The 19,317-nt window shown below is 46.0% G+C and carries 26 protein-coding genes; 1 reads left to right on the top strand and 25 read right to left on the bottom strand.

Going from position 1 to position 19,317, the window contains the following annotated elements; all coding sequences use genetic code 11:
* Positions 1–15 precede the first annotated feature (15 nt).
* The 14 genes from PPA03S_RS02625 to PPA03S_RS02560 form a co-directional block, all read right to left on the bottom strand.
* Positions 16–1,278, bottom strand: coding sequence for an XkdF-like putative serine protease domain-containing protein (locus tag PPA03S_RS02625; RefSeq protein WP_062319505.1), 1,263 nt, complete (start codon positions 1,276–1,278; stop codon positions 16–18).
* Positions 1,279–1,373: 95 nt separating this feature from the next.
* Positions 1,374–2,204, bottom strand: a complete 831-nt coding sequence (locus tag PPA03S_RS02620; RefSeq protein WP_062319503.1) for a phage minor head protein — start codon at positions 2,202–2,204, stop codon at positions 1,374–1,376.
* Positions 2,197–3,678, bottom strand: coding sequence for a phage portal protein (locus PPA03S_RS02615; RefSeq protein WP_062319502.1), 1,482 nt, complete (start codon positions 3,676–3,678; stop codon positions 2,197–2,199). The genes PPA03S_RS02620 and PPA03S_RS02615 overlap by 8 nt, the downstream gene beginning before the upstream one ends.
* Positions 3,679–5,370: a terminase large subunit gene (locus PPA03S_RS02610; RefSeq protein ID WP_062319500.1), complete on the bottom strand. Its 1,692-nt coding sequence runs from the start codon at positions 5,368–5,370 to the stop codon at positions 3,679–3,681.
* On the bottom strand, positions 5,364–6,254 hold the full coding sequence (locus tag PPA03S_RS02605) for a phage terminase small subunit-related protein (protein WP_062319498.1): 891 nt from the start codon (positions 6,252–6,254) through the stop codon (positions 5,364–5,366). The genes PPA03S_RS02610 and PPA03S_RS02605 overlap by 7 nt, the downstream gene beginning before the upstream one ends.
* Before the next feature lie 314 nt (positions 6,255–6,568).
* Positions 6,569–6,778, bottom strand: coding sequence for a hypothetical protein (locus PPA03S_RS02600; protein WP_062319495.1), 210 nt, complete (start codon positions 6,776–6,778; stop codon positions 6,569–6,571).
* Positions 6,779–7,004: 226 nt separating this feature from the next.
* On the bottom strand, positions 7,005–7,430 hold the full coding sequence (locus PPA03S_RS02595; protein ID WP_062319493.1) for a hypothetical protein: 426 nt from the start codon (positions 7,428–7,430) through the stop codon (positions 7,005–7,007).
* Between the two features lie 92 nt (positions 7,431–7,522).
* Entirely contained in the window at positions 7,523–8,827 is a 1,305-nt protein-coding gene (locus PPA03S_RS02590) for a site-specific DNA-methyltransferase (RefSeq protein WP_062319491.1), read from the bottom strand.
* Positions 8,828–8,902: 75 nt separating this feature from the next.
* Positions 8,903–9,508: a hypothetical protein gene (locus PPA03S_RS02585; protein ID WP_062319489.1), complete on the bottom strand. Its 606-nt coding sequence runs from the start codon at positions 9,506–9,508 to the stop codon at positions 8,903–8,905.
* A gap of 256 nt (positions 9,509–9,764) precedes the next feature.
* Positions 9,765–10,007, bottom strand: a complete 243-nt coding sequence (locus PPA03S_RS02580; RefSeq protein ID WP_062319487.1) for a hypothetical protein — start codon at positions 10,005–10,007, stop codon at positions 9,765–9,767.
* Positions 10,008–10,028: 21 nt separating this feature from the next.
* A complete protein-coding gene (locus PPA03S_RS02575) occupies positions 10,029–10,538 on the bottom strand; it encodes a hypothetical protein (RefSeq protein ID WP_157283905.1) in 510 nt (169 codons plus the stop codon).
* A gap of 694 nt (positions 10,539–11,232) precedes the next feature.
* The gene (locus tag PPA03S_RS34325) at positions 11,233–11,577 is read right to left on the bottom strand and encodes a C40 family peptidase (protein ID WP_167665967.1); all 345 of its coding nucleotides are present in this window, start codon (positions 11,575–11,577) and stop codon (positions 11,233–11,235) included.
* A 50-nt stretch (positions 11,578–11,627) separates the two neighbouring features.
* Complete coding sequence (locus PPA03S_RS02565; RefSeq protein WP_062319482.1) at positions 11,628–12,392, bottom strand: hypothetical protein; 765 nt, start codon at positions 12,390–12,392, stop codon at positions 11,628–11,630.
* Between the two features lie 32 nt (positions 12,393–12,424).
* Positions 12,425–12,916 (bottom strand): hypothetical protein, encoded by a 492-nt coding sequence (locus tag PPA03S_RS02560; RefSeq protein ID WP_062319480.1) that lies wholly within the window; start codon positions 12,914–12,916, stop codon positions 12,425–12,427.
* A 610-nt stretch (positions 12,917–13,526) separates the two neighbouring features.
* Here PPA03S_RS02560 and PPA03S_RS02555 point away from each other — a divergent pair.
* The gene (locus tag PPA03S_RS02555; RefSeq protein WP_062319478.1) at positions 13,527–13,991 is read left to right on the top strand and encodes a hypothetical protein; all 465 of its coding nucleotides are present in this window, start codon (positions 13,527–13,529) and stop codon (positions 13,989–13,991) included.
* 64 nt (positions 13,992–14,055) lie between these two features.
* Here PPA03S_RS02555 and PPA03S_RS02550 read toward each other — a convergent pair whose 3' ends face one another.
* Genes PPA03S_RS02550 through PPA03S_RS02510 form a run of 11 tightly spaced genes read right to left on the bottom strand, consistent with a single transcriptional unit; the run spans position 14,056 to position 19,315 of the window.
* Positions 14,056–14,898: a hypothetical protein gene (locus PPA03S_RS02550; protein ID WP_062319476.1), complete on the bottom strand. Its 843-nt coding sequence runs from the start codon at positions 14,896–14,898 to the stop codon at positions 14,056–14,058.
* A gap of 5 nt (positions 14,899–14,903) precedes the next feature.
* Positions 14,904–15,452 (bottom strand): crossover junction endodeoxyribonuclease RuvC, encoded by a 549-nt coding sequence (locus tag PPA03S_RS02545; protein ID WP_062319474.1) that lies wholly within the window; start codon positions 15,450–15,452, stop codon positions 14,904–14,906.
* Entirely contained in the window at positions 15,449–15,607 is a 159-nt protein-coding gene (locus PPA03S_RS32710) for a hypothetical protein (RefSeq protein WP_157283903.1), read from the bottom strand. Before PPA03S_RS32710 ends, PPA03S_RS02545 begins: the two co-directional genes overlap by 4 nt.
* Positions 15,591–15,797, bottom strand: coding sequence for a hypothetical protein (locus PPA03S_RS02540; RefSeq protein WP_062319472.1), 207 nt, complete (start codon positions 15,795–15,797; stop codon positions 15,591–15,593). Before PPA03S_RS02540 ends, PPA03S_RS32710 begins: the two co-directional genes overlap by 17 nt.
* Positions 15,794–15,952: a DUF6906 family protein gene (locus tag PPA03S_RS33190; RefSeq protein ID WP_167665966.1), complete on the bottom strand. Its 159-nt coding sequence runs from the start codon at positions 15,950–15,952 to the stop codon at positions 15,794–15,796. Before PPA03S_RS33190 ends, PPA03S_RS02540 begins: the two co-directional genes overlap by 4 nt.
* A 12-nt stretch (positions 15,953–15,964) precedes the next feature.
* Positions 15,965–17,389, bottom strand: a complete 1,425-nt coding sequence (gene dnaB, locus PPA03S_RS02535; protein ID WP_062319471.1) for a replicative DNA helicase — start codon at positions 17,387–17,389, stop codon at positions 15,965–15,967.
* Positions 17,358–17,660, bottom strand: a complete 303-nt coding sequence (locus PPA03S_RS02530; RefSeq protein WP_245683501.1) for a replicative helicase loader/inhibitor — start codon at positions 17,658–17,660, stop codon at positions 17,358–17,360. Before PPA03S_RS02530 ends, dnaB begins: the two co-directional genes overlap by 32 nt.
* 19 nt (positions 17,661–17,679) lie before the next feature.
* On the bottom strand, positions 17,680–18,645 hold the full coding sequence (locus PPA03S_RS02525) for a hypothetical protein (protein WP_062319466.1): 966 nt from the start codon (positions 18,643–18,645) through the stop codon (positions 17,680–17,682).
* Between the two features lie 18 nt (positions 18,646–18,663).
* Positions 18,664–18,906: a hypothetical protein gene (locus tag PPA03S_RS02520; RefSeq protein ID WP_217998909.1), complete on the bottom strand. Its 243-nt coding sequence runs from the start codon at positions 18,904–18,906 to the stop codon at positions 18,664–18,666.
* A gap of 23 nt (positions 18,907–18,929) precedes the next feature.
* Positions 18,930–19,124 (bottom strand): hypothetical protein, encoded by a 195-nt coding sequence (locus tag PPA03S_RS02515; RefSeq protein ID WP_062319462.1) that lies wholly within the window; start codon positions 19,122–19,124, stop codon positions 18,930–18,932.
* A 2-nt stretch (positions 19,125–19,126) separates the two neighbouring features.
* Entirely contained in the window at positions 19,127–19,315 is a 189-nt protein-coding gene (locus PPA03S_RS02510; protein WP_062319460.1) for a hypothetical protein, read from the bottom strand.
* Positions 19,316–19,317 lie beyond the last annotated feature (2 nt).

Genomic DNA, 19,317 nt, shown 5'->3' with positions numbered 1-19,317 from the left:
GAATCCTCCTTTTAATTAGACGAAACGGGACAATGTAGAAGCGCCCGATGCCTTGTGAATTTCTTCTTGTTCTCCACCTTGCCGGGAACCACCACGACTGTTTTTAACAATCAGCACATCAGCAGCCAGCGTGTTCATTTGCTGGGTCAGTGGTTCAAGAGCCTTGGCAATAGCGTCAGTCAAAGCATCTGCTTGCGGCTCTGTTGCAGTGCCTACATCAGGAGTACCTTCACCCTCCTGCTTTTTCAGTTCCGTAATCTCGTTGGTCAGGTCCGTCACTTGCTTAGCAATAGGTGCAACTGCTGCCTGAACGGCTTTTGCAATATCTTCTGGTTTCAAATCGTCTTCCTCCTCTTGCCCCTCGTCTGCAGGAGCTGTCTTGTTTTTTAATTCGGTTAATGCAGCAATAGCGTCATCTACATGCTTGAGATTACCTGCGGAAATCTTCTTACCAGCCTTGCCAATGGCTTCAGGCGGTTTACCAATTGCTTTTGCAATATCCTCTTGGATCAACACTTCTTGGGCAATTGTGATGAAGTCTTGGAGCGCTTCGCGGATCGTTTCAGGATCGCGTTCCATCTCACTATCCCAATAGTCCCAGTTGAAAATTACACTGTTCAGTGCATCCTGAGCAGCCCAAAATTCACGGCGACGACGGTCCCGTTCATATTTATCTGCAACCGCACCTTTAGCAATCTTTTCATTACTGTTACTGCCAGTGAAAAATGCCTTCATGGTACGAAAAAAGCCCATAGCTTCGTCATCCGACTTGGCCGCAGGCTCCTGGTTTTGCTTTTCAATCGCTTCTGCGGTGCCGGCCATTGAATAACCGGTAATATCACCGCTCTGGATTTGCTCCCAAATGTCGTCGCTTGCTTTGGTAACTAGTACCCACGACCCTTTACGGATTGTCTCGCCACCCAATTCAAAATCTACAGGTGCGATGTAGCATTCCACCACATCCCCCACTCCGGGGTCAAAATCGTGTTGCGTGTCCATAACCGCACCCTTGGCAATCGCAAGATTGGACATAAATCCATGAACAGCCTTTTCGATCTCTTCGGCAGTCATCATGTCGCCGTGAGTATCTTCTGCCTCCGGCTCATAAACAACACCGTATACCAGTTTCTTCGCATCATCAGCCTTTGTAATCAGACGGACTTGCTTTTGGAAATCCGGCTTCTTGGCGGACTTTGTAAGGAAGAACCGCTTTTGATTGGCTCCCTTGTCAACGTAACTGATGTGCGTGATATCGACATTTGTTAATTCTCTTGGCATTTTCGCTTTCACCTCCTCTCAGGTACAACTCCATAGCAAACAGGCATGACCACAACAGCACCATACCAACACTTCTCATATGCAATTCACCTCGCTTAATCAAGTACCAGTTGCATCGTACAACGGCAATTTATGATTTCTTCAGGAGATCCTGCGGGATCACCAGGGTACATCAGCTTGCTTTTGCCGACCTTGAACGGCTTATCCAGATCCACAACTTGACCATTTGCCTTGCGGTGAGTCTTCCGGGTTCTCGCACCAGCAGCAGAACGCCATTTCTTACCCTTGGCAACTTCTGACTGCTTCCAGCCTTCCAATTTACCACCGTTGGCTGCTGCTGTACTCATGGTTCGCGAGATCCGCTGAGCTCGTTGCATGGTAAATGGACCATCCTCGCCTGTAGCAACTAAAGAACTGATCTCTTGAACCAACAAAGCACGTTCAGATGGTGTATTCCCTTCCTTGATCGCTCTCTCAAAGCTACGAAGGAGCGTATCCGTTGATGACTGGTTCATATCGGGCACTAGGCTGCGGATCTCCTGCACAAATTGTTTGGCTGCTTCGTTGCCTATGCTCCATGTCTTCTCATCATCCAGTTGCAACAGCTCTGATTCCCCCGCTAGATCAAATAGAGGTTCAAAAGCTTCTTGGACTGCCTCTTCGAACAGGTCAGAGAAGACATCGGATGTGTGCAAAGCAAGAAGAACCTTCCCCAGTTCACCGATATTCCCGAGGGCTTCCTCACTCATTTCAGCAATGGCATCCTGGAGCGCTTGTCCTTGAAGCTCAAGGATCTCCATGATCCGGTCTTCACCCTGCTTGTACAGTTCTTCCAGCAGCTTGCGTTCCACATAGGATAATTCCAGACTATCCAGAAATTCATCGTCATCTGCTTTGACAATCAGTTCCCAACAAGACTCACACATTGACGCCCACCTCTGCTGAGCCTTTCCGCAACAGACGCTTCGCAATAACGGAAACACGCTCTTGCAAGTCGTCGGCATCACCCTCGCCTTCAGGATCAATAATAGCAGGTTGGCTGCTTGCCAATTGAGCGATAGGAGTATCCAGGTATTCCTCGCTGTACTTGCTCTCGTCAATGGTGGTACCCAATACATCCTCAGCAATCGGAATCAAGTCACGAACCAGCATTATGCCTCGGTCAGCGATAAAGTCCAGCATTGCCTTACGATCCTCAGGATCAATGATGCTCGGCGCACGAAGAACTGCCTTCACCCGGAAGATTCCCATAGCTGGGAACAAACGCTTGTTGAATATCTCGTTCATGATCCACTTGCGATAGGGCTCAAATACCTGTTCTTCTGCAAACTGCAATGCTGCCTGAGCTGTTGCACGGTTGTAGTCCGAACTTTGCCCGACGAGAATCGGAGGAAGCCGGAAAGATGACAAGATATCAGCCTTCTTCTCCTTCCCGTAACCCAAAAACAAAGCATCCTGCTGCAGAAGATCATTCAACTTGTCTAAATTGACGGATACTTTCTCGACCTTATCGTCCAGTGGTCCGCCTGTTTCTTGCCCTTTGGCTTCGAGGTACAAAATACCACCCTGGGACTGTGAACCCTTGACGTTTTTCAGCAGCTCCATGGATTGCTTGGTCAAACGTCCGTTTGTCACAGTCAAAATCATGGAGAGCATACGCCCGTTTGAAAAGTAGGATACGTTCAATTCCTCAGCTTCACGGGAGCCGACCACACCAGGCGCGTTCCCAAACCAGCGGGGTTCACCGTAGGCCCCGTCATTGCCAACCTTCAATGGAATAACTTGATTCTCAGTGCCATCGGTACCGAACAACCGGAACCACACAACCGAAGTTCCCCGTTTCATAGCATATCGCCGGGCATAGATTTCCTGCGTAAACTCTTCGACCTGTTTGGTTGAGCTGATACGACGTTTACGCTTAATGGTGGCCTTGGTGCTTTCCTTTGTATACCTTACATACTTCGGGTCCATCCGGAAGATCGTCGGGAATTCACTCCCACTCGGCCAAGCAACTTCCATGTTGGCCATCCCCGTGCTTTCCAAATCCTCAATAAGCTGGCCTATGATCTCTTCAGGATTATCTTCGAGGTTACAAGTCTCCAAAAAGCGTTCAGCACGGTTCCATTCTTCCTTCGCAGTCTCGTCACTCTCGCCTGGCAAATACTCCAGTGCGATACCATGTCCAGCAATGTTGCGCTTGTACGCCTCAATACACTGAGGGATAATGTTACTGTTTTTGACAAGCAACCTGCAGGAAGTAGGATCGTTGCCTGATTCAAATGGTAACAGCCCGTGATGATCGTATAAGCTGTCGAATACATCGGGAAGTTGGGCACTGGATGGAATGTGCTTACCTTCTTCCTTCGCAAATGGAACCCATGTTGCATTGCCTTCACTCAATTAAATCCACCCCGCTCCCCCATTGTTTTCTTCATGCTTCGATTCCTCCTGTTGCTGTTGTTTTTTCTTAAACCATTCGAACCATTTGTCAGCCACTTGCCGCACCTGCAGGGCAATGGAATACGCCATGATACGGTCATCATGACAGCCGCTATCAGCTTCTGCCTTGCCCTTGTTATCGATGAACGTCATACATTCACCGTACAGATCAGGACAGTAAATATCGTATAACTCATCCCGAATGGCTTCTTTGAAATCACTGATCATCACTGGACGGGTTGCTTTGTTTGTTTCCCAGCCAAGCCGCCCCTTTTTGTGAAGAAACAAAAGTGGATAATGGCATGTGTTGAACAACGTATTCAGCACGGATTCCCCAGTGTTGTTGTTCTCAACGGCCAACAATGCAGTGTTGTAATACAAGCCGAGTCTATTCAGCTTCTTCCCGTATAAGTCGGTATCCCATTTACCGTGAAGAGCGGCGCACATTTCGCCTGTACGTGCATCGATCACATAGGCAGCATCATAGTCACCATCTTCTGTACCCTTGGCTGTATCTGCCGACAAGATGTATCGTTTACCTTGCTCTGGCTGCCGATAGATGACCAGTTCCCCCGCATGGGCCGGGACAACCTTTTCTTTAACAAAATCAATTTCATGAATGACACCTTTCAGTCTAATTGCTTCCTTCAGGCGCTTAATGAATTTGTTATCAAAGATGCTTTCCCCAGATAACAGGAACGCTTCTTCAGGTTCAGAAGGATACTCCTGTTCGAACTGCCGTGAATCGCCACCGCAATCGTTTCGGATTGTGTAACGTCGCCATTGTAATTGCTCATCATCCAGCTTGTATTTTGCCTTCAGTTCCAGTTCATCTTCGGTCAGTTCAAAGCCCGGAGGAACAGGCTTCCGGTAATCGGGCATCTCGAACCATGCAAAAAAGAGCGGAGAAAAATCATTCTCGCCCTTAACGGCTGCATCCCATATTTGTTTAAACTCTTCCATGCCGTTCGCTGTGGATTCGATAATTCCGATGCTTCCTGGCTCTTTGGACAAAGCAGCAAGAAGGGAAAGCAAATGCCGCTTCTTTTTCTTGGCTGGCCAGAACGCAACTTCGGAAGCATGCAGATAATGAATCGTATCGGAACGGGCAAGAACTCGGCTTTCGGCTGTCTGAACGGTGATCTTGGATTTAAGTCCCGGATTCATGCGACGGTCTGCCGTCCGGATCGCGGGATTCTCGAAGGTCAGCTTCTTGGCATTGTTTTTACGCGTCATGGGCTGTATGACTGATGGCACGCGTTCATAGTAAAGTTGGAACATATCGAATAAGTTACTGGAAGCATCTGAAGACTGAGCAACGATAAAGGCATTCTTTGCTTCCTGTAGGGACGTGAAATAGTAGATTAACGCTTCTGTCACCGTTGAAAAGCCCATTTGCCGAGCTTTCAGAATAATGATCCGGACGGGCTTCCCTGCTTCTAAATCTTCAAACACTTTGGCAGCATATCGCCGTTGAGCATCATTAAGGATTAACCGAACCATGGCCCCGGACTTATCTTTGATCTTGAGCATGCGGAAGCAAAACTGTTCAAAGTCTAACAGGATTGCTTTCAGTTCCGCCAACTTATCTGGCCGTTGTTGCAACTTACGCTTGATTCGACGACGGTGTTCCTTCGCTAATGCAATTACCAATCTAAATCATCCCCATCGTTCTCTTCATCGTCGTCACCTTCTCCCCCGCCATCGCCGCCATGACCCAATGCCTTGTATTTGTCCAGCTCAAGACGTTCACGGGCGATTCTCAATTTCTCTTCCTCTTGCTGCAGGCTGGCAATCAGATTAATAACCCGTAATTTCTTATCCCTCGTTTTGACCAAGGCTTCCTCTTGTTTGAGGATCTTGTCTAGCTTCGAAGTGACAACGGTCGTAATCTCCGTTACCTTCATGCCTTCAGTGACAACGGGTACCGTAATTTCTTTCCCCGTCTTGGGGCTTGTAATAGGTACCTTGTCCTTCCGCTGCATGAGCTCTTGCTTGGTCTTACGTTCTTCGTCAGTCAGACCGGCTTCAAGCAACTTGACCCGCTTCATGTGCCTGCGTTCTTGCAACGACAGCATGATTAACTGCTCATTGAGCTGGACAAGTGGAGAAGTGTCGATCTGATCAAACATATCCTGCTCATCTGCATCAAGGGCATCCAGAAAGATAGTTTCATACATGCCTGTCTTCAATGCCTTTTTATTGCGGTATGGACCACCAGGGCCACCGCTATTCCCCACGGCATTTTTATTCCCGGGTGGAGCACCGCCCCGATTGCCAGCAGCATTCTTGTTGCCTTTGGGCGCTCCCCTTGATTTCGGAACGCTCCCATTCGTTCCATTTGGAGCGCTCCCTTTGGAATCCCCCGAAACGCTCCCATTGAGTTCATCTTCCCAACGATCCATGGACTTCCACTTGCGGACCCTGGACTCGGGAACAGAAAGAGCGGCGGCGATGTCTTTTAGCTTCAACGTTCCGCCGCTCTCCAGCCACATCAGTTTTGCCTTGTCCCGTTCAGGACTTCTTTCTCTGGCCATCTACATTCATCACCACCCCCAACAGGAAAAAGCATGGAATATTAACACCCCATGCTTGTCTTTTACATTTTTGGTCATTAACCCCCTCCGGATAACATACTCTAAAAACGAAGGGGGGGAGGTACTTGAAAAGAATCAAGCGTATTACAATAAGTCTGTTAGGTCTGACTGTATCCATTGAGTACATGTACGTTTGATTTTGAACTTACTTACTGAGGGTAGAGCCCCACTCTGCCCTCTTTCTTTTTCTTATTTGGCTCTTACTACATGTGTATTTATAAAAGCCAAAAAAAGTACTCTTTATTATTTATTCGTTATTGATCATCCCGCTGAAGCTTGATATCCAGCTCAATCAACCGTTCCAAGTCGGCAACAGTCTGCATCTTTATATTTCCAGCCTGCAGATCCTTCACCCACTGGGCGATAGCTGCCTTGACGATTTTGCGGTATTGCTCCTTGGATTCGAGGATACCTTCCGCGACTTCGAGTTCATGCTGCATTAAAATTTCATCTTGTGTTCTCATGCGTACCCCTCGGCTTTCCGTGTAAAATGGAATGCGAGATAGCGGCGGTGTCGATAAATGCCGCGCGCGGCGGGCCGCTATCTCAGCCGGGGGATACCCTGGGTGATGGGGAGGACGTTCATGCGTCCTTCTTTTAATTTTGAGCAAAGAAAAACCGCCAATTATTAGGCGGTAGATTTGAATCTCTTATGTCTAAAGTTGTGCTAGTGCCCTCTTATTCCCTTTGTTAGTTATATCTTTTGAACAACTTTTTAAAATGCATTACCATACTAAGCCTGTTGTTCATTGCATAACTTCCTCCACCAGTTTGAACTGGATCATCAGCTCTTCCATCACCACCCTCCCCTTCTGGGGGTCCAGGATTATCATCACCATTAAAAACCTCATACGCTCTTGCGGGGCATGTTTTCGTTAACCTAATTGGTGCAGAACCAAGTATAAATATTTTCACTTTCCCATTAAGGTCTCCTTCAGATACCGCTAGAACGTCTCCAGAGGGAACGTCAACATAATGCGACATTTCAAAACTCGAATACAAACGAACTATGTCTGCATCTGAAGGCCCTATATAGCCAGACAACACTACATATAGCTCTGTTCCAAAATTACTAGATACCTCTTGTAACAATGGATGGACTGTGATATTTGACATGCAATCCTTCAACCTCCAAGTTTTAAAGTTAATACTCGAAAGTAGTATCCGCACTAATTTTCTTTTTAATTCTATAGGGCATAGAAATGATTTTAGACTACAGGATCAGTCCGATGCACCAGCACTACCTCAGTGCCGGTAAATGCCTGATAACGTCTCTTAATGACGTCGCAGAAGACTGGGTCCAGCTCCATGGTTCTGCAGGACCGGTCAAGCTGTTCACAGGTCAACATAGTAGATCCACTGCCGCCAAAGAAATCAGCAATCGTGTCCCCGCGTCGGCTGCTGTTCAGGATGGGAATGGCTAGGAGCTCCAACGGCTTCTGCGTGGGGTGAACGTACTTGGTCACGTCTCCCTTCGAAACCTCCCAGACCGTCTCCGGAAGTGGATCTCCTGCCGGTAAGCCAGCCCGCCATACCGTGGTCTGCGTGCGATCGCCGTACCAGGCCGGGGCCTTGCCTTTCTTGTGGGCATAAAACACCGGTTCATGCTTCCAGCGGTATTGCGCCCAGCCGAAGGTGGCCACGTTCTTAACCCAAACGCACTGACAGCGGACAGTGATGCCAGCAGCATTCATCGCGTCCTCAAATTCCCGCTGATACGAAGATGGATGGAAGACATAGATTGCTGCGGTCGGTTCAATGACCACGGCATACTGTTCAAATACAGCATGCAAAAAGCCCGCGAATTCCTCTGCGGGCATGTCGTCGTTCATTATGCTACTGCGACCATCCCCGGCCAACCGGGAAGAGTCACTTTTCACAGCTACATTATACGGCGGATCAGTCACCACCAGCGCTGCCAACTCCCCATCCATCAGGCAACCGACATCTTCTTCGCTAGTGGAATCCCCACACATCAATCGATGTGGGCCAAGCTGCCAAATATCACCCCGTTGTGTCTCAGGCTCACGGATATTGTCCAATGCACCTTGAACGTCAAAATCATCCTCAACGACTGGAACTTCAATCTCCGTATCTGGAACAGTACCAAACTCTGCGATCAGATCCTCGAATTCCTCCTGATCAAAGCCTGACAGTGTTAAATCTGCCCCGCTTTCCTGCAGCTCGTCCAACAACCTTCCCAAAGCTTCGTCATCCCAGCGTCCAGAAACCTTGTTCAAGGCGATATTCAGGAGCCGCTCCTGCTGATCGTCCAGATCCACCACAGAAACTTGCAGCTCAGTGTGGCCCAGCTCGTTGACCATAATCTTGTATCGTTGATGACCGCCGACCATATGCCCTGTGCGTTCATTCCAGACAATCGGCTCAACATAACCGAATTCCTCTATGCTGCGGCGAAGCTTCTCATATTCAACATCCCCGGGCTGAAGATCAACACGGGGGTTATAGGCTGCTGCATTAATCTGATCGATTGGCACGATTCTGATGTTCATATATTGTACCTCCAGTAGCTTTATGGAAACAAAAAAAGCACCTATTGGTGCCTTTATAGTGTAATATTCAAATTTTTAAACCCTTTCTTGTCCATTTAAAGCAGACATTTTTTGAACGGCTTGTTCATCTTGCATAAACTTAAATAGTTCCGCTTCTTTATTTGCCATTGCTATTTGTAATGCTGCATTTGTTTCGCTAGAAATGACAGATTTTGAAGTAATCAATGAATTAACCAATTTCGTTAATGGTTCTCCAATAGCTTGTCTAAAATTGAAACCTAGTAATTGAGCTATGCTGAATAATTCTTTTGAAAGTAGGGGTTTCATCATTTGAAGTGTTTCACGCATTTTATCGGCGTCTTCCCCGGAGTTTCTTTCGATCAGTTCTTCCAAAAGTGGAAATATATTTTGAGTAATATAATCAATTTCTGCATCAGATATTTTTTGTGTTATAAGAACTTCTTGATAAGCCTGAACTGCTTGAATAAGTTGATTTCTATCTGAGATAAGTTCATTAATTATCTCTTCTAAACTGTTAATTGTTTTATCTTTATCTTTTGAAGCTCTAGCAGCATCTATTCTTGAAGTAATTCCTTGAGCGGTATCCTTAATCAGTCCCCCTAATAGGCTAGCCCCTGCTTTTACTACCTCATTATGAACTCCTTCAAATTCCATTCCCATCTACCTTCAATCCTCCATCCATTTTTTGTATCTTAAACTCCAGTATCAGACAAGAAGGTGGATAGGTCAAGGCCATGTTTGTGTTGAGTTGGTTTCCACGTAGGGGTCACCTTCATATCCGTGCGTACGCTCACTCAGACGCTGTTCTCCGCTCGTCTATGGAATGATTCCTGTATTCACGCAATCAATTAGACGGGCTTAGAACGGCTCACATTCTGTCATATGAAGGCAAAAGAAAAAGCACCCCGAAGGATGCCTATTCAATCACCTGGAAAACTATTTCCCAAACTGGTTTTTCTGGGTCGAACAACGAAAAATTCTTTTGTATAATTCGTGTCTTAACTGAACTCCTGCTGTTACTCCCATGACTACGTGGATATGTAACAATATCTGAGTTTAGCAAAGCTGTTACTTGAGCTTCATTCAAATCATACGTTCTACTGCTGTACTCATCAAAACTTCCATCTGCTTCTTGAAGATTTGCATTAACTTTTACCATGACTCTTGCAACTCCCTTCGCCTAGGATCCGATTGCACTTTTGATATATGCTCCTATAACACCGCCTATTATTGCGGAAAGTGCTATTTTAGTTAAATCCCAATAAATTTGCCACTGTCGTTCACTGAGCTTCCGTTCGAGAATCAACAGCTTCAGTTCCACTGATGACTTAGTGTCATCAATTTCTTTATTAATAACTTTGATGATCTCCGGACTTGCGAATTTAGTGAAGATGTTCAAACTTGTCAAATGTCTCTCATGCTCCTTAAATTCAGACAGAATAAACTCATTGAGTTTAACCCGAAGAGCAGATATATCTTTTTTTCTAACTTTTGTCTGAGAAATTTCCTGAATTAAGTATATTAATTCTTTCTTTAACTCCTCAGTTAAAATGGCAAATGTACTTGTGATCGCAAACGTACTTCTTAGGACATTGTTACTTGCAAGATCAGCGATTTTTTGACTTGGTGCAATCTTGATCCTGCCGGCTATAGATTCTAATGAATAATCTATAACATCACTAATTTTCAAAGCACTCCCCCCCAGTCTCTTATAATTCGACATCAGGGAAGATTTCCCTTCCTAACACAAGGTTGTCTACTACAGAACTGTTTCACTCCATCCCATCTGCCCCATACACAACCTTTGCATTTTTCCGGCTGCTTGTTGGGTCTTGCCCGTTTCCTTTTACGTCTTCTGCTGCTAATCATATAAAGCTCCAATAAAAAAAGCCGATCCATGAAGGAACGACTTTAAAATGTGATATGTATGATGTTGGTGTTGCGTCCTAAAAGCATGCGCCCGAAACGGTCGCCGCAAATGCGCTGCGCTCTTTGCTTTAAATGCATACGTACTATGTAACTATAGAGGAAGAACAAGACCATTTTACTGATGATGCGAAATCTGGGTCAAGAATCAGAAAACGGGTGAGCCCTGATCATGCAGAACAAACCCGTCAATTCCTTTCAATTCCTCGCTAAATCGCATTTACTCCAAAATGTTCTCGGCAACTACGATGAAAACAGAAAAGGCGGGAAGAGGAACGCCCCGGTCTAATGCTGCATTATGCAGCCGTGCGTATCATTCGCGCCTTTTTCTATGCTCCTAATGTATCATGGGAATCGCATCATGTGGTGCTCAACTTAGGGTCAATCTGAGTTCAGGCTGTGTTCACTTTAACTTCATAAATCATGCATGGTTCGCTCTCCATTTGAAGATTCATTCATCACTTGTTGACATTAATTACTCTTCTAGCCAATAGAAATGTTTTATTCCAATGAGGCTTATTAATGCTTGTCAGGAATACATTTGATGTTGGGATACAGTGGATCATTTTCTGCTTACCAACATAAATGCCAACATGGCCTACGATGTCGTTCGTAGGATGTTTATCTGGCACGTAAAAGAACATGAGATCTCCAACTTGAAGATCATCTTTCTCAACTTCAATGCCTTGTTGTGATTGCTTCAGGGTAGTTCGGGGAAGAGAAATGCCGTATTTAGCGTATACCTTTTGTGTGAAAGATGAACAATCAAATTTTATAAGCGATGAGTGATTTTTAAACTGCATACCAACAAATCGTTTAGCGTATCGAACTATTTTATTTGAAATGGACAACTTCAATCTAACCATTTCGTATAGGTGCTAACTGGTACGTTAGGGGTTTTATCCCGATTATCTCTCATAATGCACATGCTTGCTTCTCCAGCCATGTAAGAAGTGTATTTACCTGCAGGGTGACGATATCCCTCTCGGTGAAGCCAGGCATGCAGGAGAGATCCGGCAAGAAATTGATTTGATACACTAGTTTTACTAAGATCACTTGCATTAATAGTAACTGAAAGCGAAGCAGTTTCAGGGTTCGATGCATTCACAGCCTTAATCGTGGAATTGACTGATTCTTGATACATGATGTAGGCTTTAGACGCTATCCCAAATCCATTGGCAACTATCATTTCTGTTAAACCATCCATTTGAACACCAGCGGCAGCATATCCATTTGCAAGTTTCTCTTCGAACCATACAGGACCTAAGTTGAAACGCGCATATTTATCAACGCAAATTTCATAGGCTGATTGTTCTCCCTGGTTTCTCGCTCTAAAATGTTCATCCCATTCTGCAAGGATAATACCTATCATCTGCCTTATCCGGGTTACTTGTGTAGTGGTAAACCGTGCATCTACATAAAACGTCATTGAAGGCGGCAGTACACCCTCTACAGGAGCTTGTGGAACCGCTACTTGGATAGTCTTGTATGTCGCAGTTACCTTTACTTTTTTCTTTGATGTGATCGGAACTGCCAACCGCCGTGTTTTCTTTTTCATGAATAGATCATTCCTTTGGTTTTTAACAAGATATGCGTGTATATGTTTGACCAATTCCATGTTAGTCAACTAGGCTTTCTTTTGCCTCTTCCTCAAAACTCCGCATTGTCCTGCTCAAAGAATCCCATAAGCTTTAGGGTGTTGGCCATGCTCTCAGTGCCTTCCAGTAATCTACGACGGATCGTACTGCTACTGAGACCATGCCGAAAGAACAATAAAGTCTCTTTATGCGAGTACCCTTGAATATAACGGTAGTCTATTGCTTGTTTAGTCTCATTTTCCTTAATCAGTGCGCAGGCCCTGCGAAGTTGGTTCGTGTAAAACTGATATCTTTTATATACCCAGCGTTGCTTTTCAATCAGAATTGTAGCGTTAGCCGTTTTGTCCGCATGCAGATCCGTTTGATCAATGCGGCGAGCTGCTTCGCCTTCAATCGTTATTTGTTGCATATCCTGCTCAAATTGCTCAAAGTCTCTCATCAAGGAGACCATATCTGTATATTTATCGAGCAGGAACTTTGTCCGCTGGATTTCCTGTTTAGATGCTTTTGCAAAGAGTTCCCCTTGTCCCCATGCCATCGCCATTCCCCTCATTCCCCTTTATCCTGTGATATACTAATAAGAGGAATGAGGAAATAACATCCACTACATCCCCCGCCTGGCCGCCAAGCTTGCGGGGGATATTTATTATTCCGGAATCACTTCGCTACAAAATTCATCCCATTCAGCTTCGCAGTCTTCAGCACTCCAGCCACTTACCAAGTCCTCCGGAAAACCGTATTCCAACAACAATGCTCTATGATCTCTTTGCAAACCTACCACTCACCCCCGCGTTTATAGTACCTACTGTTGCCGTTATGCTGTTGTGGAGCAGTTACAGCCTTCTGCCGCTTTCTGGTCTTTCGGGTGGGTGCTCAGCGCCGATGTCCTTCAGATGTCTCCACGTTTCCATCTTCAAGCTTCTATAATCCATGTGCAAATTTTTTCCGTATGAATGCCTTCCTACGGATCCGGTTATCTTGAGATGCGGCCCCTAATTCTTTGATAATCCAACTGCATTACCTCAGGTGAAATGGGCCTAATTTTTATATGTTATGTTTACTAGGTACGAATTACTTGAACTATCAATCTCTTAAAAACAGGCTCACAAAATGCCTCTGGATTGAGTACTCTATTAAAAAAAGGAGTGCTTGCCATGACAATTCGTGCGCTTGATATGCGAGTTTCCGAACATAACTCTGGTACAGGTGGTAATATTGAATACGTCTTTGTAACCCCAATATTAATAGGTGATTTGGGTATTCAGACTTCTTCAGTAAGCCCTGACTTAAACAGTGTAAGGGTATGGCTATCAGGTTCTGTAACATTCTATAAAGCACTAGATTCACCCGATGATACCGATGTTACTGTTGTTATCGAAAGAAACGGAAATGGAACTTTAGGATCAGGTACACGCATTTATCAATCAGTTGTTAGACCAGGTCCTATAGATGGTACGGCTTCAACGATCTCTATAACTGCAGCAGATCTCCCCAATATTCAAGCATTAATAACTGGCCAAATTCGATATAGTCTTTTTATTTATTCTAATTTGGAAGTAGGCCAACCTGGAGTATGGATGGTAAATGCAGGATTTAATGGAATAGCTTTTTCAGGTTAACATCTGATTAATGCAGATAGTATCCCCGGCCAACCATTGACTGGGGATGCTGCTATGTGGAGGGTTACGCTACCCCGTTGCCTACCATTTTCTCCTTAACACGTTCCTTATACTTGGTTAACTTGCTGCTAAGTTGACCAGACGTTAGGCCCACGCTATTTGCAATTTCCCGCCATGTGACCCCTTGGTCCCGCTTCTGTTCAAAGAGATTAGGGAAATCAAGTGGCATGTCAGGGAATGTAGGACGTTCAGTGATGATGTACTGTTCAAGCGCATCCTTGTCCACCTCACCAGAAGCCCCTTCTGCATCACTTGCAGGTGGATCTTGCTTCACTTCCTGCTGTTGATCCGCTGGCGGCTCCGGTTCACCTTCTCCACCTTCAGAAGTAAAGTCCATCTCCTTCGATCCGGACTGATCATCTCCACCTTCCTTCATCCAGTCAGGGATGTCATCGTTATCACCGTATGGATCATTTGGATCGCTACCCGGATCATCGCCGCCCGTAGGTGGAACAGTTGGCTGTTCGTTCCCATCCTCCGATTCTTGACCATCTCCGGTCGGTTCCTGTGGCTGAATCGGCTCACCGTCTGGTCCAAACATTTGAGCTTGGTTCTCGTCCTGTTGAGGTTCATTCCCTGTCTTCTCAATCTGCGTCACTACACCAGATTGATCAGTCGTTACGCGGTGACCATTCCATTTGCGGTACATATCGTCCTGGTCCTCGAAGTTAAAAGAAGCTTGCGGATCTCCAAGGTGCACTAACACGTCCTCGCCTTGGCTGTTGCTCAGGAATTCCAGAAACGGTACCGCTGATTTCAAAGGAATCAGAAGTTTTACTTCAACTTCAGAACCGATTTTGATACCCTTTGCTACCTCTGCTGTAAATTTGGCGAATTCGATTGTCATATTGTTCACTTTCCTCTCTTGGTTTTGGTTTTAGATGTGGTTGTTTTTTTAGGTGGATGCAGCAGATTGTGAATTACTTCCTGCTGTGGTTTCGTCAGTTGAATCGGCTGGTGTATGGCCCGAACGATTTGAGCCAAAACAAACGCGTCTCGGACGTTATCGCTTTCGTGTTCGAATCCCCAACGTTTGAAGATTGGGAGAATTAGATCTTCTTTGCTTCCTTTACCGACTCCAGTAGCAAATTTCTTTAGTGAGTTCGGGGCCACTTCAATGTACTTTTGCTTGCGATGGTATAGCCCGATACGGATTGCCCAGCCAATCGCGTATTGTTGCCCAACAAATGACCCTGTTGATTGAAATGAAAAGTTCTCTATGGCCACGACGTCCGCTCTTTCTATCAGCCTCAATGTCCGGACAACAACGTCGTTAATGCGCCCCGGTTCTTCCTCCCCTTGGCCTTGTATCTCAATATTCTTTAAGACATTTCCGGCAGCGTCCAGAATCACGACGCCTGTCTTTGTACTTGGATCGATTCCCACATAACGGGTATTCATTTGGCTTTCCGCCCCTTCGTGTTTTGCTTACGCCGCTGATTTGCCGGCAGCATGTCCCGCCGAATGACAAAAACTTCGGCCATCTTACGGCCATCGTCACCGCGCACGGCATAACTCAAATGTGTCTGATGGTGCGGATCAATCAACTTTCGCATGTTGCGCCTCCAGTTCCGGCCATTCGCCAGCAATTGCATCAAACTCAACGATCCCTTCACGGAGTTCAGTTTGATCAATTCCCTCGAATTCTGCCTGCAGCTCGTCCTGATCGGGCACTTCTCCCGTCCGGAGAAAGCGGTGCTTCATGTATTCGTATATCGACCATCTATTCCAAGGATTATCCATCATGCTCCCCGCCGGATCGTACGTGCTTTGCCAGAAAAGCGATGAACTATCACCATCATGGATGGCAGATCCCGTTCAACTAGCCAGTTGTCAGCGTTCAGGCCGTTCACCTTGATCTCCATCTTCTGCCGCTTTGTCGGCCGTTTACCTTGTTTCATGCCCGTTCCTCCTTATGCATACTGGCGCTTCTCTATATCTTTGGGCGGTGGTGGCGTAGGCCCGAATGAATCGTTATGAGTGCGTTGATAATTAACGAATTTATTGAACTGTTTCAAGAAGACCAGTTCAACGGTACCAACGGGACCATTACGCTGTTTGCCGATGATGATCTCGATGATGTTCTTCTTCTCCGATTCCTGGTTGTAGTAGTCGTCCCGGTACAAGAACGATACGATATCGGCATCTTGCTCGATCGAACCCGATTCCCTCAAGTCAGACATCATCGGACGTTTGTCCTGGCGTTGTTCTACTGCCCGACTAAGTTGCGACAAAGCAACAATAGGTGCATCCATTTCTTTGGCTAACTGTTTCAATGTCCGAGAAATAAGGGAAACTTCCTGCTGCCGATTCTCACCAGCTTTAGAACGTCCGGTCACCTCAATCAGCTGTAGGTAATCGATGACGATCAGCCCGAGCCCCTTTTCCTTTTTGAGCCTGCGGCACTTGGAACAAATGTCTTGAACCGTTATGCCTGGCGAATCATCGATGAAAATATTGGTTGCGCCCAATGTGCCAACCGCATCTGCAAGGGTCGTCCAGTCATCATCCACCAAATCCCCACTCTTCATCACACTGGCATTCAGGTTGCCTTCTGCACTGACCATCCTTTGCACCAACTGACCCGCTGACATTTCCAAACTGAAAATCGCTACAGTCTCATCCGTTTTAATGGCCACATTCTGTGCGAGGTTGAGTGCAAAAGCAGTCTTACCAACGGATGGCCGAGCTGCGACGATAATGAGATCCGTCTTTTGGAGACCACCTGTGATGCCGTCCAGGTCAGCGAAACCTGTCTGTAAGCCAGTGACAATACCATTTTTCAAGTTGGTTGCCTTGGTTTCAGTCGTTTCCACGAATTCGACCAACACTGATTGAATCGGCTTGAAGTCTTGTTCTGGTGCCGCTCGATCCGCCAGTTTGGTATTAGCTTGTTGAGCACTCGCGAGAAGTTGCGGAACTTCAGTGCCAGCCATAGCCTGTTCAATCTGCAACATGCTCGTCCGGATAAAATCACGTCGTATAGCCGCATCCTGCAACTGGTGAATGTACATGTCGTAATGAGTAACATTGGCTTGCTTCGGAACAGAACCCGCTAGATCGGAAAGATAAACTACCCCACCAACATCTTCTAATTCGTTCTTCTCTTTCAACCGCCCCATAACCGTAATCAGATCTACAGGGTTATGATTCTCTACCAGCTCTACAAGAGCTTGATATATCAAACGATGCTTTGCGCTGAAGAAAGTGTCCAAATCCAGTCTTGTTACAATTTCTTCTGCCATTTCAATATCAATCAAAGCCCCACCTAATACTGCTTGTTCAATTTCAAGGCTATGAGGTAAATCAGGTGTTCCGAAGTTTTGCAAGTAACTCATCCTTCCATCCAGGCGGCGGTAACGTAGCTTTTGCCCGGTTTGCTTCTCGTTGGTCCAGATAAGCCCTGGTAACTTCCAGTTCACGTTCACGCGCTGACTGATCAGCGGCGAATCCCCGTATCTCAGAGATCTTGGGGTAAAAACTGTTTGTCTCGATGTGCCGTTCAACGTTTTGTACAGCCGTATCAAAAGGGAAATCTTTCAGCGCCTTGAGATGGCGATCCACGTTCTCGTCACTGTCATCAAAATTCGGATATTCATCGGTTATCACAACGAACAACCTAAGGACATCAGCTCTTTCCACGGGCTTCCTCCTCTCTCAGTCTTTGCTTAAGACTCTCTCTCTTTTGTTGTTGACGGCTTAATCTGCGGGGCTGAGTAGCTGCTGGCGGTTCTGACTTTGGAACAACATAATGTCTAACAGGCTGCTGTTCCGTTGCTTGTTGGATTTTCCAAGCTTCCTCGATCCCTTCCAGGTAGTACAAAAAACTCTTGGGAAGCTTGAATGTGTTTCCCTCACGAATGCGTTTTGCCTCAAGCAGGCTTGCCATAGTTCGGATGGTAAAAGGGCTAGGCGTACCTCCGGCGACCATCTTACCCATGGCTAAACGTTCTTTTGGAGAAACGTTAAAATCCAATTTGTTATGCATCTCGCAATAAGCATTTAATATTTCAATCATTCCACCGCTTCCATCATCGCGATGAACAGGATTCAAAATGTCATCCCACGATTCCGGATTATTAGCAGTAGTAACAGTAGTAGTAGTAGTAATATCTTTTAGATCGGACAGTTTTGTCCGATCACTACCCAAATCTGCCGTGTGATCGGACATTTCTGTCTGATCACTTGGTGACTGATCGGACAATATTGTCTTATCGCCGTGATTGTGATCGGACACTTTTGTCTGTTCACTTTCGACTGATCGGACATTTTTGTCTGATCTCTTTTTGGAGTTTCGAACCTTCAGGATCAACCCTCTTGGTGCCCTGGTCACATTGATGTAATGATGCTGTTCCAATGCATCCAGCCAACGACTGACGGTTTTGTCATTGACTCCGAAATAACCGGCTATCTCAGACAGCTTCATTGGCTTGCCACCTAGGACAATGCCCCAGACAGTTCCCTCCTTCTCCTGCTCCATTGTTGTGGAGCTGATGCACCAGAGGAAAAGCCATATCGCGTTGCCTATGTTCTTGTAGTGGTCTGGCTCCAAGATGCCGGAGTAGATCGGAAACGGGTAACTGCCTTCTGGCATGCCGTTCATCCCCTTGTTTTATCGCTTAACATTTACGGCGTGGACTTGAACACCAAAACGGCCATTCACTCCGTGTTCTTCCAGCATCCCCGCTTGGACACCTCTGCCAAATTCGCTAATCAAATCATTGATGACTGTAGGCATTTCATTGGGGTCCGACATAACTGCAGCCTGAGCCCCAATGGAGAATGCCAAAGCTTTAAAATGAGAATCGATTGCTCCAGGCCCTCTCTTAGTCGCTTCTTGTAACAGTAAATTCATTTGAGTATAAACATTTTGGTTGCTCACTTCGGTTGCCCCTTCCCTAATCCCTTACGAATCTGATCTTGTACCTTTGCCCAAGCATCTTCATAAGCGACGCTCGGATCATCATCGTTATGTAACTCCATAACGATATTCGCTTCAACCTTAAGGCTTTGAAAATTGCCAAGATTTTTTGTAAATGAAGCACCGACAGATATTTGTACCACCTTGGGCATCCTTAGTGCCCCCTTCTGTGTTGTAAGAATACATGCGGATACTTGACCCGCTTTACTTCCCATTCCGGGTACCCGCGTTCAAAATACGCAATAGTTTCACGTTGAAAGGCTGCCTTGTCAGTATCGAACAACTTCCAAATCCGTTCCCCCATCATGCTCTTCAGGAACGGCTTGCCTGACAGATCGTTCATAT

The organism is Paenibacillus pabuli NBRC 13638, assembly GCF_001514495.1.
GTDB classification, from domain to species: domain Bacteria; phylum Bacillota; class Bacilli; order Paenibacillales; family Paenibacillaceae; genus Paenibacillus; species Paenibacillus pabuli.
Note: the sequence above shows the minus strand (reverse complement) of the source record. Positions and strands in the feature narration are given on the sequence as shown.

What these genes read in the sequence shown, in the direction of transcription:
- PPA03S_RS02625 (WP_062319505.1), bottom strand. Translation starts at nt 1,278, where the DNA reads ATGCCAAGAGAATTAACAAATGTCGATATCACGCACATCAGTTACGTT.
- PPA03S_RS02620 (WP_062319503.1), bottom strand. Translation starts at nt 2,204, where the DNA reads ATGTGTGAGTCTTGTTGGGAACTGATTGTCAAAGCAGATGACGATGAA.
- PPA03S_RS02605 (WP_062319498.1), bottom strand. Translation starts at nt 6,254, where the DNA reads ATGGCCAGAGAAAGAAGTCCTGAACGGGACAAGGCAAAACTGATGTGG.
- PPA03S_RS02600 (WP_062319495.1), bottom strand. Translation starts at nt 6,778, where the DNA reads ATGAGAACACAAGATGAAATTTTAATGCAGCATGAACTCGAAGTCGCG.
- PPA03S_RS02595 (WP_062319493.1), bottom strand. Translation starts at nt 7,430, where the DNA reads ATGTCAAATATCACAGTCCATCCATTGTTACAAGAGGTATCTAGTAAT.
- PPA03S_RS02590 (WP_062319491.1), bottom strand. Translation starts at nt 8,827, where the DNA reads ATGAACATCAGAATCGTGCCAATCGATCAGATTAATGCAGCAGCCTAT.
- PPA03S_RS02585 (WP_062319489.1), bottom strand. Translation starts at nt 9,508, where the DNA reads ATGGGAATGGAATTTGAAGGAGTTCATAATGAGGTAGTAAAAGCAGGG.
- PPA03S_RS02580 (WP_062319487.1), bottom strand. Translation starts at nt 10,007, where the DNA reads ATGGTAAAAGTTAATGCAAATCTTCAAGAAGCAGATGGAAGTTTTGAT.
- PPA03S_RS34325 (WP_167665967.1), bottom strand. Translation starts at nt 11,577, where the DNA reads ATGCAGTTTAAAAATCACTCATCGCTTATAAAATTTGATTGTTCATCT.
- PPA03S_RS02565 (WP_062319482.1), bottom strand. Translation starts at nt 12,392, where the DNA reads ATGGAATTGGTCAAACATATACACGCATATCTTGTTAAAAACCAAAGG.
- PPA03S_RS02560 (WP_062319480.1), bottom strand. Translation starts at nt 12,916, where the DNA reads ATGGCGATGGCATGGGGACAAGGGGAACTCTTTGCAAAAGCATCTAAA.
- PPA03S_RS02555 (WP_062319478.1), top strand. Translation starts at nt 13,527, where the DNA reads ATGACAATTCGTGCGCTTGATATGCGAGTTTCCGAACATAACTCTGGT.
- PPA03S_RS02550 (WP_062319476.1), bottom strand. Translation starts at nt 14,898, where the DNA reads ATGACAATCGAATTCGCCAAATTTACAGCAGAGGTAGCAAAGGGTATC.
- PPA03S_RS02545 (WP_062319474.1), bottom strand. Translation starts at nt 15,452, where the DNA reads ATGAATACCCGTTATGTGGGAATCGATCCAAGTACAAAGACAGGCGTC.
- PPA03S_RS32710 (WP_157283903.1), bottom strand. Translation starts at nt 15,607, where the DNA reads ATGCGAAAGTTGATTGATCCGCACCATCAGACACATTTGAGTTATGCC.
- PPA03S_RS02540 (WP_062319472.1), bottom strand. Translation starts at nt 15,797, where the DNA reads ATGATGGATAATCCTTGGAATAGATGGTCGATATACGAATACATGAAG.
- PPA03S_RS33190 (WP_167665966.1), bottom strand. Translation starts at nt 15,952, where the DNA reads ATGAAACAAGGTAAACGGCCGACAAAGCGGCAGAAGATGGAGATCAAG.
- dnaB (WP_062319471.1), bottom strand. Translation starts at nt 17,389, where the DNA reads ATGAGTTACTTGCAAAACTTCGGAACACCTGATTTACCTCATAGCCTT.
- PPA03S_RS02525 (WP_062319466.1), bottom strand. Translation starts at nt 18,645, where the DNA reads ATGCCAGAAGGCAGTTACCCGTTTCCGATCTACTCCGGCATCTTGGAG.
- PPA03S_RS02520 (WP_217998909.1), bottom strand. Translation starts at nt 18,906, where the DNA reads ATGAATTTACTGTTACAAGAAGCGACTAAGAGAGGGCCTGGAGCAATC.
- PPA03S_RS02515 (WP_062319462.1), bottom strand. Translation starts at nt 19,124, where the DNA reads ATGCCCAAGGTGGTACAAATATCTGTCGGTGCTTCATTTACAAAAAAT.
- PPA03S_RS02510 (WP_062319460.1), bottom strand. Translation starts at nt 19,315, where the DNA reads ATGAACGATCTGTCAGGCAAGCCGTTCCTGAAGAGCATGATGGGGGAA.